This is a genomic window from Lentilactobacillus parakefiri (assembly GCF_002157585.1).
Classification (GTDB): Bacteria; Bacillota; Bacilli; order Lactobacillales; family Lactobacillaceae; genus Lentilactobacillus; species Lentilactobacillus parakefiri.
This window is the reverse complement of sequence record NZ_BDGB01000032.1, coordinates 29,191-46,366: the sequence shown is the minus strand read 5'-3', so window position 1 is coordinate 46,366 and position 17,176 is coordinate 29,191. Positions and strand designations below refer to the sequence as shown.

Sequence of the window (17,176 nt, the reverse complement as noted above, 5' to 3'; positions counted from 1 at the left end):
ATTAGATATGATATTCTTAATTCGGGTCATGAAGATACCTCTTTCTTGTTTGTGGTGAATTAAGAATAGGTCTTCATGGCCTTTTTGACTAGTCTGAATAAAGAACTGGTCTAGTAGAGCAGGTGTTGCACTTCAATTTTAAATCGAGGAAATTTAGTTAACCATAAATAACGACTTTTGTTATAATGAAACATATGCTTTTATTAATGATTGCATAAGAAAGGGAGATTCATCATGAAAATATGTCCACAGTGCCACAAGGAAAATTTGGAAAATGCTAAGTTTTGCGTATATTGCGGCTTTAACTTAACCAGTGTTGCACCCGTTGCGAGTTCAAATGCGGCGAACGATCAGGCAGGTTCCAATGCCCACAATCATTCAGAAACAGTTGAAGTCACCCCAAGCGCGGCAACAGAGAATCACAGTGAAAACCAGCAACAATCAACAAATGCTGACACAGAAAGTACCACTTATAGTACCAACTATGCGCCAGACAATCTATTCAATCAATTCATGAACTATTTAAAAAGTTCGCTAACTAATCCTCACAATAACATTGAAGCACCCAAGTATGGTGGTTTGATGTCAATTGCCCTTTACATCATTCTCATGCTCGTCATCTTTGGCCTGGGTGCAAAACGAATTGTCGACCTAATTGTCGCCCAGAATCCAAATGAGCTGACAGTCAACATCTTTGCTCCGATCAAATCAGCCATCATGCAATTCTCTGGAATTTTAATTGTTTCTGCCCTGGCATATATCCTAGTTGCCTTTGCGGTTCGACGATCACTTCTAAATGATAACATTACTTTCCTTGATTTTACCGATATGTTTGGCGTTTATGTCAATATTAGCTCTGTTTTGCTATTATTATGTTTAATTTTATCTTTATTCGTGAGCGTTACTTCTTCCACATTGATGATCACAATTGTTTTGATATTCTCATTAAGCCAAGCCGTCCTCAATTACGCAGTCGTCATGACACTCAAGGATATTAAAGGACGTTTCAACAACTTCTATTCTATCTTGATCGCAGAAATTGTTCCGACCATTATTATCACCTGGGCAACCTCAGTGTATATTCAAAATGTTTATGGTAATCTTGCCAGTTGGATCAGCAGCCTGGGCATCCAGTAACAGATGGGGGACAAAAATATGGAAAGCCATCAATTTTTCTGTCCAAACTGTGGAACAGAAATTAGTCGAAACAACGCTTTTTGCCCTGAATGTGGTTTTAACATCCAAAAATACTTGAGCAATCTGCAGAATCAATCCAATAAACAAAATTCAAGTCCGTCTAATTCAGAAGAAAAGCCCTCTCCGCAGTCAAAATCTTCGACCAATAAAAAACGTGAGGCGCAGTCGGCCACACCCGCTCAATCACTGCGAAAGCCACCTCGAAAGCCAATTAAAAAGTGGAAAATCATTACCACTTTTGTGATTCTCATTGTATTAATCGGTGGGTATTTGTTCTTCAATAACTATTACGGTAAAAAAGCAACTGCTGATCGGTTGATTACTGCAATTAAGCAAGACCAAGGAAAAGAGCTGGCCTCCTTGATCACCTCAAACGATCCCAGCTTCAAACCTTCTTCATCAAACGTTGAACCTATGGTGACATATTATAGCCGAAATAAAGATAAACTGGCCGGGTTGAAAAGCGCCCTTGTCTCATCGGGATATGTTAATGGTCACTTAAAGTTTGTTAACTCGGGCCATAAATTCTTGATCTTTAATAATTACAAATTAGAAATAAAGCCAATCTACCCCAAGGTTCAAACGAATCAAAAGAATGCGACCTTGAAGATTAATGGCAAGACAGTTGCAAATAAGATGAACACCACTAATCCCAAGAAATTTGGTCCTTACATGCCAGGTGACTACCAGATTCAAACCGCTGCCACTGTTCATGGTCATAAATTAGTCAATAATGGCGACTATTCATGGATAGACCCCTCTGGTTATGACCTGGACGTTCAGTCAATTCTGCAAACCATTTCGTATACAATTAAAGGACAGCCTAATTCGACGGTCTATTTAAGCAGCAAGAAAATTGGTAAAATTGATAAAAGTGGCTTCTATGATATTAAAGATTACCCCTTCAGCCAGAACATGACGATCCAATTATCAATGAAGACGCAGTCAGGAAAAGTTGTTAGTTCTGAAAATACAAAAGTTGATATGTCGATGAATGATACAACAATTACACCACAGTATCCAGGATTCGCTACAAATAGTGATGCTGAAGACTTGATTAATTCTGTTTGGGGCGATTTAAGCGACGGAACGGTTACTGATAGTGATTCTGCAAACGATGATGATTACGATACCTATTTTGTTGGTGGAAGCGCATCAAATATTTATCAGCAAATGATAAAAATGGTTGATGGTTATCAAAAAGACGACAACATTATTGATTACGAAATGACTCCTTCAATCAAAAAAGTTGTTCCTTATGACACGGGGCAAACGATGGTCACTTATGATGTGAAATATAAATTTGACGATGAGGATCATGATCATGTTCAAATTTTTGAATATAATTCAATCATCCAAAAGTCTGGATCAGCATACAAAATGAAAACTAATGTTATGGATCATAAAGTCGACGATTACGATAAAGATGAATAATATCCCACTCAAAATCGTCATGTAGCGAGTGAATGTGAGACAGCAGTTGTCGTCTCACCTGTATTTGACTATTATCTTGCAAAAACGTGGGAAATAAAGCAATTTCCAGAATATAAGCCAGCAATCCAAATATCCAAGCCCAGGATATCTAGATTACTGGCTTATATTCTGGAAACGAACCATTTTATTTCCCACTCTCTTTTGATCAAAATTTGAGATTGCCTACCACTCTAGACATATTAATTGGCATATACAGGTATTCAATCGCCATTTACACAGCCATAGCACTCATTTAATGGGAAATGGTCTTCTTTAACTTTAACGTGTTTGTAACATGCCTCAGCTTTTATTGAATTATCACCGACGTTCATTGTCACACTTTTGTCTTATTTGTAAACTCGGTTGACGCCCAGTTCAGATCTGATATTATATCTGCGTGGTTGATTGTTCCGCGTTCACATTTCTAATCAATCATCTTCCAAAATCCAGTTACCATTTCTAAATTGTGTTCCGGAACACACATTAAACGTCAAGCAATCATTTCATTGGTTTTGGAAGTCAAGTTATCGCTTCAATCGTGAACGTAATTCTAGACACAGTAATCTAAAAGGTGGTTATTACAATCGAAAAGAGTTTATTAACATTATCCGTCGTCGCCGGTGTCTTAGGGTTTACCGGAGTCGCTGCCAGTGCAAGTACTTATACCGTGAAATCCGGCGATACGTTGGCTGAAATTGCTGCCACGCATCATGCCAGCATCGACAATCTCGTTAAGCAAAATAACATTGCGGACAAGAATTTAATTATGGTCGGCCAAAAGCTCGAAATTGGCAAAGCGTCTAAAAAAACGACTACTAAAAAAGTGAACAAACAACACTTTAAGACATCAACTTCAATCAAAAAGGGTTCGGCTCACGCAGCTGTCGTCACTTCCCAATCAGGGTCGGACGATTCGACTAATGACGCCACCAGCAGTGCAACCACAACCCCGGAAGCTTTTCAGTCTCAAGGGGTAATTTACCAAGATGGTAAGAAGTGGACGTACTACACAGGTGCAGCGTTTGCCGACGGCACCACTAACCATGGCGGCTATGATGCAGACGGCTACTTAATTGTGGCAGCCCCATCAGATGTCCCATTTGGCACCCATGTCCAAACACCACTTGGCGAAGGCGTGGTCCATGACCGCGGTACGGCGATCGTGGGAAATCATTATGACTTGGTAATGCCGTAGAGTGGGCAATAAAGCGGTTAGTTTCCAGAATATAAGCACGCAATCCGAATATCCAGGGCTTGGATATTTGGATTGCGTGCTTATATGGCCGGAAACTGCTTTATTTCCCACGTTTCAGCAAGGTAATATTCAAAATTATCAGTACGTGTGAGAATGTAGTTACTTTTCCCACCCTGATTCTAATCTTGGATTATTTTATTGAACTAATCGGAGAAAGCTGGCTTGTGGAGCACGTTTCAACAAAACAACAACCAAACAAATACCAGCAGAGCATCCCCAAAGGAGCCCTGCTGGTATTTTTCATACATATGCTTCTTACATTTCTCCAAAGATCCCTCCAACAGTCAACCTCAGCAACAAGAAATGAGCTAAACTCAACACATATAGGAGGTCTTCAAATTGACAGTAAAATCTAACCAAGTTAACCAACACCATCAAGTACTGCGGGCCAGTCTGGCGCTGCTGGGACTGACACTCTTCGCCGTGGGCATCTGGGCAACGATCCTATTAGTCTTAACCACCAAGATCAGTGTGGCGTTAATCCTTGTCCTAGGTGGCGGTTGGGCTGTCCTTTTCTGCATTGGCGCCGGCCTCGTGATTCTCTGGCGACTCATTCAACGGCCCCAGCAAGTATCTCTTGCCGTCCACCGTCTTCGATGGCTGCTGGGTATAATAACGGTGATCATCGCCACCATGAGCCTGACGTTTGCGTACATTTGGGCTAAATCCGGCGACGCTCCTGGCCTGATATTTATTGGACTGTTCCTCAGTGCTATGCCATTTGCCTGCTGGGTCGTGGTGAGTGTCTGGCAGACAACGTTGAAATCACCAAAGTAAGCACATGTCATCTTCTGATCACTTGACGCACGTTTGCTACCGTGTCTTGCGTGAATGAAATTGTCTCTTAAAGCAATTCAATTTCATCTAGATTCCACAATACCAAATTCTGCCATTTTCAAATAATTCTTAACGGTCGAAATGAGCGCGCCCATGTCCTCTATCCGCTTCATTTCAGGATGTTCTTCAAGGTCTTTTTGGACTTCGGCAGAGATTGTCCCGAGAACCAGTGTCAAATATTTCTTCACCTGACCTTTATCCAGATCTTTCCGGATTGCCATCTTATCAACCACCCGGGTAACAACTGTATTTTCAACCTCTGCCTGCCACTTGGTAAACATGCCAAACACTTGTTGGCGAACCTTTTGTGGAATTAGGTTATCCTGAGCATACACGCGCGTCAACAGGGCAAATTCATTTGGAAACTGATGCGAAAGCTCAGTTTTATATTTGGTTGCGTTAATAATCATCGTGACCAAGTCATCGGAATCCGTCCAAACGCTTAGATCGACAACCGCTACCAAGGTCGCCATTGCTTGCTTAACGGCCGCTACATATAACTCCTTTTTATTATCAAAATACCTAAAAACTGAGCCTTTGGAAACATTCGCCTGCTCAGCTATCTTATCGGTGCTGGCATTAAACCCATCTTTGCCGAATTGAACCACGGCAGCTTCCAAAATTGCCTGTTCTTTCTTTGGATCACGCGGCAGTCTTTTTGCCATACTAATCCTCCTTAGCCTTCCAAATCGCGGTTCTTGTACCCGACGAACCCAATCACAATCAAAATGACAGCGACGACCAACATCCACATCAGCGGGGTCGTATTAATTGCGTCAACCGGCACTTTTTTCGTCCAATAAAAGGGTGAAATCTTCAGCGCCCACTTTGGCAGATTCATGAGACTGCCAAAGTAGGTAATGAGAAATGACACTCCCAGATAAGCCCAGACCATCGTCCGTAGTCGTGGATACAGGCCGACCAGTCCAACCATCAACGCCATAAACAACACAATTGACGGTAAATTGGCAACGAATGTCCGCCAGAAATATTTAAACGCAATTGGATGGGTCATCACAACATTTCCGACCGCCATTGCACTCATTAAGGCCACCAAAAGCAGGACTGCAGCTAAAATTAAGCCGAAGACAATATAAACCGTCAACAGGTAACTTCTGCTCTGTGGCTTGGTCATGACCATTTGCAGGTAGCCGTGACGTTCCTCAGTTATCAAATGGTTCACAATCATCACGCCGGCAATCACTGCCAACAAACTAAAGATGATTCCCAGCAAGCCGACAAACGACAATACCTGTGTTTGTTCAATGTGTTGAACACCACTTTGCCCGAGGACTTTTTGGATGGTCGGGGAGGTGTTGAAAATTTTGCTGATACTATCAAACACGGATCCATAACTGGCTCCCAGAACTGCCATGCCAATAATCCAAAATACTGTGAGTACTTTTTGGTTCCAGAAGAGTAAAGTTGCCGGCCCACGAAGAAAATTGCTCTTCCGACTACCCGGATTGACGTGAATAACGCCGGCATCAATATCCCGGTTGCTGTTTAAGACAACTGCGACAAGGAATGCCAGAATTCCCAGTACCAGAAGCATCACGACCGGCCACCAATTATTATGGGTGTAAATCTCCGTTTTTTCCAGCCAACCTAATGGTGAAAGCCACGTGTAATCCGGGTTGGAAACGTCGGCCATCATTCTAATGAGGTAAGCAATTCCTAAGAAAGCGTAATTGTACATTGAAACATTATGACTGTCAGCAACCAACTGAGAAAAGATCAGTGCGATCATCCCAAATGCCCAGCCAACAGCGGCAATTGCCACCGCGGACAGCCAAGTTCCATTAGTATCACTGCCGGGCATGTTGGCAATCATTGTGCCGAGGCCGGTAATCAGTGCGAATAAGCCATTGGCAATCAGCAATTCCAAAGCTGCTGCCATTAATGGTGCCAAGCGGCCAACTGGGTGACCGCCCAGGACCATTTCAACTAACCCTGATTCTTCTTGGCCCCGGCTGGCACTCACGGCTAATGAATAGTTGAAAATGATGATAAACAGTCCCCAGAACACTGCCATTTCCGACGCGAAGATTAGCGCTGTTGTTAACCGGCCATCCGGGACACTGCCGATCAATGCGACCATTGCTTTGGAACGTAATGTGGAACCAATGGCGGCAATTTGTCTACTGGTCCCATAGATGCCTTCAAATTTAGCGGCCACTGCCACGAACACGCCGACTAAAGCCGCGAGCCAAATGGTGATTTTAAGCCAGTCCCGCTTCAAGTTAGCCTTTAATAACGTTAAAGTCTGTGTGTATTGTGCCATCTTACTCACCTACTTTTTGACTTTCATCTGAATGATAGTACCGCAGGAACAAATCCTCCAAAGTCGGCGGTGTCGTCTTTAACTGAACGATGGTGCTCTGAGTTAACAGGTCCATCACCGCGCCAATTTCATCGGAATCCACCGTAAATTCAGCGATCGTGTGCTGGTCGTTCTTAAAGTTCAATTGGTGGATCCCTTTCGCTTTATCCAACCCGTCCATTGGTGAAGCAGTAGTGATTGCCACCACGTTACGAGTTAAGTGCTGCATCGATTCCAATGAGCCGGTCTCGATGACTTTTCCTTCCCGAATAATTGAAATCGTATCGCACATTTTTTCTACTTCGGACAAGATATGACTTGAAAGCAGGACACTCTTGCCATGAGCCTTCAACTCAGCCACCCGCTGCTGGAAAATCAGTTCGTTGAGCGGATCTAGTCCAGAGGTGGGTTCATCAAAGATATAGAGATCCACATCGGTTGAAAAGGCTGCAATTAAGGCCACCTTTTGTCGGTTTCCTTTTGAATAGGTTCGATTTTTCTTGCTGGTGTCCAACTTAAATTCTGAGATCAATTGATCCGTTTTGGCAGTGTGCTTTTGCCCAGACATGTGCAGCATCATATCAATGGTCTGCCCGCCGGTTAGATTTGGCCACAGATAAACATCACCCGGCACATATGCCAGATCCTTGTGAATTTTGACTGAGTCCTTCCAGGCGTCTTCATCAAATACCGTTGCTGAACCACCAGACTCCTTAATCAGGCCAAGAATCACCCGGATTGTCGTTGATTTACCGGCTCCATTTGGCCCGATGAAGCCCAGCACCTCACCTCCGTGAAGCTGCAGATTAACGTCCTTTAATGCCTCAACCTTACCAAATGATTTTTTGAGTCCTGAAACATCCAATATCATTTTATCTGTCATGATGCCCACTCCCTTCGAGCAGTTACCTTACTGACTTCTCAATTTCGACTTGAGTATAGCATAAATGACTGAGTAGTCAATAACCATGCAGTCATTATTGGCAAATAAAAAATCAGGAGCTGAAAACTCCTGATAACTGGTTCTTTGTCTTACTTTTTAATGTCTGGAACTTTCTCAATTTCATTACCATAACGACCATTTGGATTGTGCCAAGTGAAATCGTCATACCATAAATCACGTTTGTTTTCATCAAGCTGGTTGATCCGTTGCATGTCTTCATCGCTAATCTCAAAGTCAAAAATATCACTATTTTCAACAATCCGCTTCTCATGAACCGACTTCACAACCGTGACAATGTCTCTTTGCCATTCCCAACGCAAAATAATTTGGGCAGCTGAGCGGCTATATTTCTTGGCAAGCGCTTCGATCACCGGATTGTTCAATGATTTACCAGCGCCAAGCGGAGACCATGCTTCAAGTTGAATCCCATGACTACTGTCGAAACTCAAAATTTCTTTTTCTTGCTGAGTCGGATTAAATTCCATTTGATTGATTGCTGGGACGATTTCTGATTCTTCCAACAACTTGCTCATCCGATCGTTATCGAAATTGGAGACTCCGATTGCCCGAACTTTGCCTTCTTTATAAAGGCGTTCCAGTGCGTGGTAGCTTTCCAAGTACGTCGCATCAACCGGCCAGTGAATCAGGTATAAGTCAATATAGTCAAGACCTAGATCGGACAGCTGCTTGTCCAATACTTTAGAAACTTTATCGTAGTCTCCCTGTTCACCATTATAAAGCTTGGTGGTGACAAATATGTCCTCACGCTTTAAGCCTTCTTGCTGCATGCCTTCACGAATCCCAACACCAGTTCCGGGTTCGTTACCATATTCTCGCGCCGTATCAATTGCGCGATAACCATGCTTGATTGCCGTTACAACGGCATCACGTGAATCATTATTACTGGTCTTCCAAACCCCAAGGCCAAGACGCGGCATCTCAACACCGTTATTTAATTTAATCGTTGATTGTAATCCGTCCAAGAAAAAACATCTCCAATCTTTAATGTTGGTACCTCTTTAGCTTAACATAACGTTCTCGGCTAATGAAAATGATTTGTTGACGGAAAATTACAATGATCAATCAGGTCGTTTGATGCAGGGTTAGAAGAATACCTCAACCTGTGTAACGACCCAGGGACCTAATGTACAAGAAAAAACGGCCAACGATGAAAAAGCCGTTCATCATTGGCCGTTTTTGAGTTGCATTGATCTTTTGGCGAAACGGCCACTGATTGAGTTGCTCTTATTTTATTCACAGCTCCCTTCTGCCTCGTAAATACGCTCCGGGGTCACCCGGGGCTCGTCGCGATCTTATTGAAATTGCATTCCCCCGTCGACAATCAATGTTTGGCCAGTAACATAGTTAGAATCCTTACCTGCCAAGAATGAGACAGCAGCTGCGACATCTTCTGGCTCCGACAAACGTTTGAGGGCAATATCCTTTGCGAATGTCTGCATGCCCCACTCATCGTCCTTGCCGGCATTCTTACCAACCTGGTGAGCGATATCAAACATCATTGGGGTCTTCACGATTCCTGGTGCATAGGCGTTTGCTGTAATGCCTTCCTCTGCCAGGTCACGTGCAGCGACTTGGGTGATGCCTCGAACCGCAAACTTAGTGCCTGAGTATAATGCCAAGTTCGGGTTACCGACAACGCCGGCTTGCGAAGTTGCGTTAATAATCTTGCCGCCATGACCTAATTTCTTAAATGCCTGGTGTGCTGCTTGGATGCCCCACAGAACACCACCTACGTTGACACCATATACGAGTTTGAATTGATCGGGGGTAATCGTATCGATTGGTGTCGTTGGCCCCAGACCAGCGTTATTAACGATTACATTGAAGTCGCCGAATTCATCTACGGCTTTATTGACAGCAGCGATTACTGAATCACGATCAGAAACGTCAGCCTTGATGCCAATGGCTTCAGATCCATCCGGCGACAGCTTCTTGGCTACTTTGTTGGCATTATCGATGTTTAAATCAACAACGGCCACTTTGAACCCATCATCGTGAAGACGAGTAGCGATGGCTTCACCAATTCCTTGACCTGCTCCAGTAACTAATGCAACTTGCTTTGCCATAATTGTTACCTCCATTTTTGCAACATCATTTATATATCTGGTATACGCGTTCATTGTACCTGATTATTGAAAACGATGATAGGAAAATGTGATGAAAGTTTCAAAAAGGCCTCTCCCACCGCAGCAGGAAAAGCCTAGCTAGTTTCCGTCAAATCAACTGAGAAATGATCACGAATCCAATACGTCATGATCCATGAGATGAACAAGAGGACAATTACTACCAAGTATGGCAGATGATAACTGGTATCCAGCAGCGCCCCCGACACAATTGGCCCAACAATGTTACCCACGCTGGTGAGCGACATGTTGACGCCATTAATCAGTCCCTGCTTGGTTGCACTTGCCTTGGTCAACAACGTGGTAATCGCCGGGCGAATCAAGTCATACGCCGTGAACACAATCAACGTTGCAATGATTACTTCTAGTTTGGAATGGGCAAGGATAATTCAACCGGTTCCAAGAAATGAAAGTAGGAAGCAGTAGCGAATCAGACGCTTTTCAGTCAGCCAGACAACCAGCCTATCGAATAACAAGGCTTGAAATGTCAGTGATGTCAGTCCGTTTAACGTCAACACCAAGGCGATATTGCCCATTGTGAAGCCAAAAACTTCATTGACATACAAACTATAGATACTTTCAAAACCGACTAACCCAAACGAAGAAATTAGGATCAACAGGAATAACAATCCCATTGGTCCAGCAAACAACTTCTTTGCCTGGGTCCATGATGCCCGCTTGGGTGGTCTGCTTTGCGCGGGAACTGGGTGGTTAGCCGCAATCTTCTCGATCTCTTTCTCATTAGGAAGCATTAGCCACAATGACAGCATACTCAAAAAGCCTAACCCAGCAGCAAACCAGAACGGTGTTTTATAATCAAACTTGGCTAGGATCCCTCCGATTCCAGGTCCCAGAATCAAGCCACCACTAAAGGCCGCAGACAACAACCCAATCACTCGGGCTCGTTGGCGTGGGGTCGTCAAATCGGCAGCCAATGCGTTGGTGGTCGGTACCACCATTGCGGCAGACAAGCCACCAATGGTCCGGGAAATGTCAAACATCCACAACCAGTTGGTCATTGCGAAGAGAATTTCTGAGAACATATACAATAGCAAACCGCCAACCAGAATCGGTTTGCGGCCAATTTTATCCGAAATTTGACCAACAATTGGCGAGGCAACTAACTGGGCAATGGCAAACAGTGAGTTCATGATCCCCATATCGGTGGCGGACAAATGCAGTTCGTTCTTAATAAATGGCATGACCGGGAAGATCAAACTCATCCCAATACAGACCAGAAAGTTTCCAAATATTAGGACAATAATTGCGTTTCTAACTTTTTTCGACAATTGATGGCCCCCCTTTCGTTTTTTCGTGAAAAGCATAAAAGTAAGTATAACGCTTTAAACCGCTTTATGTCTACCGAATTGATTTCCTTCTTTGAAAGTCATCGGATGGTAATTATCGTCATTCTTTTGTAAACTTAACCTACTTACATACTTCATTCTCAATTGAGGAGGTGCTTTACTTGAATGAGTCGAACCATTTACCGAAACAAATCAAAACCGTTTGGCGGATCTCGGCAATTTTGAACACTCTGTTAGCTGTTGGTTTCGGGGCAGCTGCCGTCATCATCCACTACTTTTTCAACTACCAATGGCTGCTGTATGCCGCCGGTTTCTTTTTTGTCGTTGCGGTCATTGATTTCGCTGTCGAAATGAGTTTAGTACCCTACCGTTATTCATTTTGGCTGTACACCCTGTCCGATGACGCCGTTGAACTGCGATCGGGATTTATCTTTCGCAAGCTCATTTCAATCCCGATAGCCCGTGTTCAAGACGTCACCCTTTCTGCCGGTCCCATCTTACAGTCACAAAAGCTTCAAGAGGTCCGAATTACCACGGCGTCCACTTCCCACAAAATTGACGGCGTACAACCTGAAGTCGGCGAACAGCTCCGTAAACAAATAATGAAATTGGCGGTGGAGGTGAGAAACAATGACGTCTAAGCCGCAACACCTGAACCCCCTGTCGATCGTTTATTTTATTTTCCGTCATTTTTGGGATACGATTCTGCTGCTGATTATCGGGTCAGGCCCGATTACCCGTTGGTCAACCGCAATTGGGATTGACCCAGTTATTGGCTTTAGCGCTCTAGCCGTGCTCATTATTCTCTGGCACACCATTCGCTACCTATGTCTTACGTTTGAAATTGGCAAAGACATGCTGACAATTAACAGCGGCATTCTTGTCAAAAGGCATTCCCACATCCTTTACACCCGAATTCAAACGATTCAACACACCCAATGGTTCTTTTTGGTGCCGTTTCATCTGGAAAAACTTCAAATTGAAACTGCTGGTCACGATGACCACAGCCCTGAAGCCGTTTTGCCAATTGTCAATGAACGAATCCGAACAGAAATTGAATACCAGCGCAACGGGGATTCCGCGCCCGCAGCCGATTCAACCGATCACTTGGCCAAACAGCTAAAGCCAAGCGTTCAGCAGGCTGAGTACGAAATCAACTCCCACGAATTGACCGTTTTCGCGCTGACTTCACTGGGCGTGTTCCCGATTATTGGAGCCGGATTTGCGGTTTACGGCAAAATCCAAGAGGCCATTCCACAAAAATTGATTGATTCACTGACCGCCAAGCTGATTCATCAATCGGCAGTTATTCTGGGTGTCATCGGCCTGTTGATCGTGATAATCAGTATCGCCGGCTCTTACTTAACCATTATCCAAAAGTACTACAAGTTTCGGCTGAACTCGACAAACACCCAGCTCAATACTGAGCAGGGCCTATTTCAGCGCAATTCAGTCACCATTCCGATTGCGCGGATTCAAGCTTTGCGAATTAAGCAAAATGTGATTCGACAGTGGTGTCACATTTCAACTGTGCAGGCACTGGCGGCTTCTTCTGCGGGTGACGACGAAAAAAGCAATGATTTAATGATTCTGCCTGTGGTAAAAAACGACCAGGTATTTGCCACACTGCAGCCATTTGTCAGTTGGGCACCGACTCAATTCAGTGAGTTGAATCGGTTAGCCAGGGGGTCTTATTGGTATTTCATTCGCAACGCGTCTTTGATCAGCCTGGTGATTGTGTTGCCGTGCCTGTATTTCTTTAAAATATGGGGATTGCTCAGCCTACTGGTCGTTATCATTACCATTTTGATGGGGTGGTATTCGGCGGCCAATACCGGCTGGAAAATTGTGAACGACCAGCTCATTCTTCAGGATGGGCATTTTTTCACCCGATCGCAGTACGTTATTCCTCACAAAAATATCCAGTCATTTCTCTTTGTGCAATCAATTTGGATGACGCATACCAAATTAGCACATGTCAGGGTCAATGTCCGTCATGGAAACGGCAATCAATTGATTGAAATCCGCTATTTACCGGAAGCAGTTGGTCGACAGATCTTCGACTGGTTAAAAATCCGCTGATGTCATGTCACTATCAGCGTATACTATTAGTTAATGAATTTAGGAGGTAAACGTCTATGAGAGAATTGAACATCGGGGATTCAACAGTACCCGCAATTGGTTTGGGAACTTGGCACATGGGAGACAGTGCCAGTACTCGAGCTGAGGAAATTAAAGCAATTCAAGATGGCATTGCTGCTGGTGCCAGGGTCATTGACACCGCTGAAATGTACGGTAATGGCCGCAGTGAAAGCCTGGTTGGTGAGGCCATCAAAGGCATGCAACGTGATGATTTATTTATCATCGATAAAGTTTTGCCATCAAACGCCTCAGCCTCTAAAATGGAACATAGTCTAGATACCAGCCTGAAATTGGTTGGGACCGATTATTTTGATTTGTACCTATACCATTGGCGTGGCGCAGTTCCTTTGAGCGAAACGATTGAAACACTCCAGCAATTGCAACAAAAGGGAAAAATAAAGCATTGGGGGGTCTCAAACTTCGATATTGCTGATATGGAAGAACTAATGGATCTACCCCATTCCAATCAGGTTGCGGCTAATGAAGACCTCTACAATCTTGGCAGTCGGGGAATTGAATACAGCCTACTGCCATGGATGAGACAACGTCATATTCCACTGATTGCTTACACACCAGTCGCAGCCGGCGATGCAAGAGGACGTTTAACTCATGACCCAGTTGTTAACCAAATTGCCGACAATCATTCAGCAACAGCGTGGCAAATCATTTTGGCTTGGGCAATCCGAGATGGCAATACGCTCGCCATCCCACAATCGAGCGACCCCAAGCATACCGTTGATAATGTGTTGGCAGCAAATATTACATTGACTGATAATGAGTTGGCACAGTTGGATGTGCAATTTCCTAAACCAACGAGTAAGCAACCATTGGACATGAGGTAGAGTGCCGACCAGCCCGGTTAGCTCCGGTGTATAAGAGAGAAGGACGGATTAATCAGCGGTTTGGGCTGATTGGTCCGTCCTTCTCTCTTATACGTTAGGGGCTGGGCTTGGGAGCACATTTCAACCACAGTGCGAGCCAAGGCGGTTAACTTTCGAGCAACTCCCCCATGAATGGGTTACAATGCAATTAGACAGAGTCAAGGTCTGGTTGCATTATTTTTAGACAATTTTGTAACCGCTTACTTTGACCAAAGGAGCTGATTATTATTCGTTACGTTGATATTTCTAGTGGTAAAGATTATTTGAACAGACCGATCATCACCGACAGTCTTTCAAAGTTCTTCATCACCAGTCCCAAATTTACTGAACCCATTTTCTACTTTTCGCGGCCACCACAGGCATCTGTGGTCATTGGATTGAACCAGGATGTTTATTCTGAGGTTAATTTGAACTTTATTCGCAACCAACAGATTCAACTGTCCAGACGGTTTGCCGGTGGCGGTGCCGTGTTTGTTGATCCGGGCAACTTGACATACGTCTTTATTGATAATGACGACGGTTCAAATTATGGCGACTTTACGCGTTATGCACAACCTGTGATGTCAACTTTGAAAAAGTTAGGCGTTGATGCCAAAATGAAAGGCCGAAACGATCTAACCGTGGATGGCAAAAAGGTTTCTGGAATGTCGGCTTTAAAAATTGGGAATCGCTTCTTGTGTGGTGGCACGTTAATGGTTGATGTCGATTTAGCCGCAGCTGCCAAAGCCCTCACCCCACCCAAAGCAAAGTTGCAATCCAAGGGCATCAAATCTGTTCACAGCAGAGTCACCAACATTCGCCAATACTTCGATCCCAAGTATCAAAACATCACCTTCGAGGAACTTGAAAAACGGATCTTTTTAACGGTCTTTAGAGTCGCCGATATTCGTGATGTTCCGACCTATACCATGACAGACGATGATTGGAAGGATGTCCTAAAAATCGCCGATGAGGCTTACACCGGTGGCGACTTTGTGATGGGCGAAAAGCCCAATGATGGTTACTTCCGGGGGCGCCATTTTGACGGCGTTGGAACGGTTGAAATCAGCTTCTCAACGAAAAACGACATCGTGACCCATGCGAAAATCTATGGCGATTTCAATAATCCTAATGGCGATCTGGCAGCAATCGAAAATCACATTACCAACGTGCCATTTGCTAAGGACAGCTTGGAAGAGGCCTTTAGCGTCACCAACCTTGAAGCAAACATCGGAAAAGTTGCTCCTGGTGACATGGCCGACTTAATGTTGAAAGAAAAGTACGATCTCAAATAATGAAAGGATGATTATCATGGCAGATAAAGCAGATGATTCGAAGTACTTATGGGAAGACAAAACCAGTGAAGGGCACACCCGAATTGGCCTGAACGACTTGGCTCGAAGTGAGATTGGTCAAGTGACCTTCGCAGAATTTCCTGACAAAATGACTGAAGTCAGTGCCGGTGATCCAATCCTCTCGTTTGAAGGGGCCAAAGCAGTGACTGAAATTCATTCACCATTAAGCGGCAAGATCGCCAAAATGAACGCGGATTTAATTGAACACCCCGAACTGTTGAACGAAGATAATCGGGGTAAAACTTGGATTGTGGGACTTTTTTTACGAAGGGAGTTGAGCACAATTATTTTTGTCGACTTATCTGATTCTAATTCACAACGGCATTTGCGCGATCCGGGCGTCAGCGGCAGTCTCTCGACATTTTTTATCACGTCGCCCAAATTTTCCGATACAGTCTTTCATTTTTCACAACCAGCTTCGGCATCAGTCGTTCTGGGAGTCAACCAAGATGCCTACTCGGAAGTTAATTTAGATTACATCAAGAACCATCATATTCATTTAGCTCGTCGTGGTGCGGGTGGCGGCGCCGTTTACGTTGATTCGGGAAATTTGACTTACGCCTTTATTGACAATGATAACGGCACAAATTACCTCAACTTCAAAAAATATGCGACCCCAGCCATCCATGTTTTACACAAGCTGGGAGTTGATGCCGAAATGACTGGCAGAAATGACCTCACTGTCGATGGGAAGAAGTTTTCGGGGATGTCATCACTCAAAATTGGCAACCGATTTTCATGTGGTGGAACGCTCATGATTGACGTCGATTTGGACCAGGCTGCAAAAGCCTTGACGCCGCCTAAAACCAAGTTAGCGTCAAAGGGCATTAAATCCGTTCATAGCCGAGTCACCAACATTCGCCAATATTTCTTACCACAATATCGTCAGATCACCTTTGATGAGATTCGCCAGCTGTTTCTTGAGGAAGTCTTTCAAACCACCGACCTGGCCCATATTCGGACGTACACAATGTCTGAGGAAGATTGGCAGGAGGTTGAACAAATCGCTCATAGTAAATTCACCGATCCCAAGTTTATCATGGGAACCAAACGCGACGATGATTTCTTCCACGGCAACCATTTCGATGGTTTAGGGACAATTGAAGTCAGCTTCTCGGTAAACGACGGCATTGTCACCCACGCACGAATCTTTGGTGATTTTAATCAGGCCAATGGTGACCTGCAGGCAGTTGAAAATCAGCTTGTTGGGACCCCGTTTAAACAGGCCAACTTGGAAGAAGCCTTTAGAACCGCCAATCTCTCTGCTAATATCGGTCAGATTTCTCCAACTGAAATGGCGGAATTGATGCTTAATCCCAATTTTCAGGAGGTGAATTAGC

At 44.2% G+C, this 17,176-nt stretch carries 14 protein-coding genes and 1 pseudogene; 9 read left to right on the top strand and 6 right to left on the bottom strand.

The genetic code is table 11. The annotated features are described in order from the left end of the window. The first annotated feature begins 234 nt into the window (after nt 1-234). The 4 genes from LPKJCM_RS02950 to LPKJCM_RS02935 all read left to right on the top strand — a co-directional run bounded on the left by LPKJCM_RS02950 (nt 235) and on the right by LPKJCM_RS02935 (nt 4,702). Nucleotides 235-1,137, top strand: a complete 903-nt coding sequence (locus LPKJCM_RS02950; RefSeq protein ID WP_057961382.1) for a zinc-ribbon domain-containing protein — start codon at nt 235-237, stop codon at nt 1,135-1,137. 18 nt (nt 1,138-1,155) lie between these two features. Beyond that, nucleotides 1,156-2,631 carry a zinc ribbon domain-containing protein gene (locus LPKJCM_RS02945; RefSeq protein WP_057961383.1) on the top strand — a complete coding sequence of 492 codons (1,476 nt, stop codon included), beginning with the start codon at nt 1,156-1,158 and terminating at the stop codon, nt 2,629-2,631. 610 nt (nt 2,632-3,241) lie between these two features. Next, nucleotides 3,242-3,865: a LysM peptidoglycan-binding domain-containing protein gene (locus tag LPKJCM_RS02940; protein WP_057961384.1), complete on the top strand. Its 624-nt coding sequence runs from the start codon at nt 3,242-3,244 to the stop codon at nt 3,863-3,865. Between the two features lie 399 nt (nt 3,866-4,264). After that, nucleotides 4,265-4,702, top strand: a complete 438-nt coding sequence (locus LPKJCM_RS02935) for a hypothetical protein (RefSeq protein WP_057961385.1) — start codon at nt 4,265-4,267, stop codon at nt 4,700-4,702. Between the two features lie 83 nt (nt 4,703-4,785). Here LPKJCM_RS02935 and LPKJCM_RS02930 read toward each other — a convergent pair whose 3' ends face one another. From LPKJCM_RS02930 to LPKJCM_RS02905, 6 genes and pseudogenes are all read right to left on the bottom strand, one after another. Continuing rightward, nucleotides 4,786-5,427 (bottom strand): TetR/AcrR family transcriptional regulator, encoded by a 642-nt coding sequence (locus LPKJCM_RS02930; protein WP_057961386.1) that lies wholly within the window; start codon nt 5,425-5,427, stop codon nt 4,786-4,788. A gap of 11 nt (nt 5,428-5,438) precedes the next feature. Continuing rightward, on the bottom strand, nt 5,439-7,046 hold the full coding sequence (locus tag LPKJCM_RS02925) for an ABC transporter permease (protein WP_057961387.1): 1,608 nt from the start codon (nt 7,044-7,046) through the stop codon (nt 5,439-5,441). Between the two features lies 1 nt (nt 7,047). Beyond that, on the bottom strand, nt 7,048-7,968 hold the full coding sequence (locus tag LPKJCM_RS02920) for an ABC transporter ATP-binding protein (RefSeq protein WP_057961388.1): 921 nt from the start codon (nt 7,966-7,968) through the stop codon (nt 7,048-7,050). A gap of 149 nt (nt 7,969-8,117) precedes the next feature. Continuing rightward, on the bottom strand, nt 8,118-8,966 hold the full coding sequence (locus LPKJCM_RS02915) for an aldo/keto reductase (RefSeq protein WP_057961414.1): 849 nt from the start codon (nt 8,964-8,966) through the stop codon (nt 8,118-8,120). Nucleotides 8,967-9,341: 375 nt separating this feature from the next. Continuing rightward, nucleotides 9,342-10,115, bottom strand: coding sequence for a (S)-acetoin forming diacetyl reductase (locus LPKJCM_RS02910; RefSeq protein WP_057961389.1), 774 nt, complete (start codon nt 10,113-10,115; stop codon nt 9,342-9,344). A gap of 134 nt (nt 10,116-10,249) precedes the next feature. Next, nucleotides 10,250-11,461 (bottom strand): annotated as a pseudogene (locus LPKJCM_RS02905) (MFS transporter). A 179-nt stretch (nt 11,462-11,640) separates the two neighbouring features. Between LPKJCM_RS02905 and LPKJCM_RS02900 the strand changes: the two are divergent. From LPKJCM_RS02900 to lplA (LPKJCM_RS02880), 5 genes are all read left to right on the top strand, one after another. Further along, nucleotides 11,641-12,120: a PH domain-containing protein gene (locus LPKJCM_RS02900; protein WP_057961390.1), complete on the top strand. Its 480-nt coding sequence runs from the start codon at nt 11,641-11,643 to the stop codon at nt 12,118-12,120. After that, entirely contained in the window at nt 12,110-13,561 is a 1,452-nt protein-coding gene (locus LPKJCM_RS02895) for a PH domain-containing protein (RefSeq protein WP_057961391.1), read from the top strand. The genes LPKJCM_RS02900 and LPKJCM_RS02895 overlap by 11 nt, the downstream gene beginning before the upstream one ends. A gap of 56 nt (nt 13,562-13,617) precedes the next feature. Further along, nucleotides 13,618-14,463 (top strand): aldo/keto reductase, encoded by an 846-nt coding sequence (locus tag LPKJCM_RS02890; RefSeq protein ID WP_057961392.1) that lies wholly within the window; start codon nt 13,618-13,620, stop codon nt 14,461-14,463. Between the two features lie 302 nt (nt 14,464-14,765). Continuing rightward, nucleotides 14,766-15,776, top strand: a complete 1,011-nt coding sequence (lplA, locus tag LPKJCM_RS02885) for a lipoate--protein ligase (RefSeq protein ID WP_225364099.1) — start codon at nt 14,766-14,768, stop codon at nt 15,774-15,776. A 16-nt stretch (nt 15,777-15,792) separates the two neighbouring features. Further along, nucleotides 15,793-17,175 carry a lipoate--protein ligase gene (gene lplA, locus LPKJCM_RS02880; protein ID WP_225364098.1) on the top strand — a complete coding sequence of 461 codons (1,383 nt, stop codon included), beginning with the start codon at nt 15,793-15,795 and terminating at the stop codon, nt 17,173-17,175. Nucleotide 17,176: the final 1 nt, after the last annotated feature.